General features: G+C 64.8%; 1 pseudogene. It reads left to right on the forward strand.

Going from position 1 to position 287, the window contains the following annotated elements:
- Window positions 1-287 (forward strand): annotated as a pseudogene (locus tag P0G09_RS20635) (type I-E CRISPR-associated endonuclease Cas1); the annotation flags it as partial.

A 287-nucleotide genomic window follows, 5' to 3' on the forward strand; every position in this document is an offset into this window, starting at 1 on the left:
TCGCTGCCGCAGCTCCGGGACCGGATGACCTTCCTGTATCTGGAACACTGCACCCATGGCCGGGACAATGGAGCCATTACCGTAACGGATGAAAAGGGAATCGTTCAGGTTCCGGCAGCGGGCATATCTGTCCTGCTGCTGGGGCCCGGCACCCGTGTGACCCACCGTGCCATGGAGCTGATGGGGGATACCGGTGTGGCAGCTGTCTGGGTGGGGGAGCACGGCGTGCGGTTCTACGCCCATGGCCGTGCCCTGAGTGAGCACTCCCGCCTGCTGGATCGGGAGGC

The organism is Faecalibacterium sp. DFI.5.82 (assembly GCF_029076575.1).
Taxonomy (GTDB): domain Bacteria; phylum Bacillota; class Clostridia; order Oscillospirales; family Ruminococcaceae; genus Faecalibacterium; species Faecalibacterium duncaniae.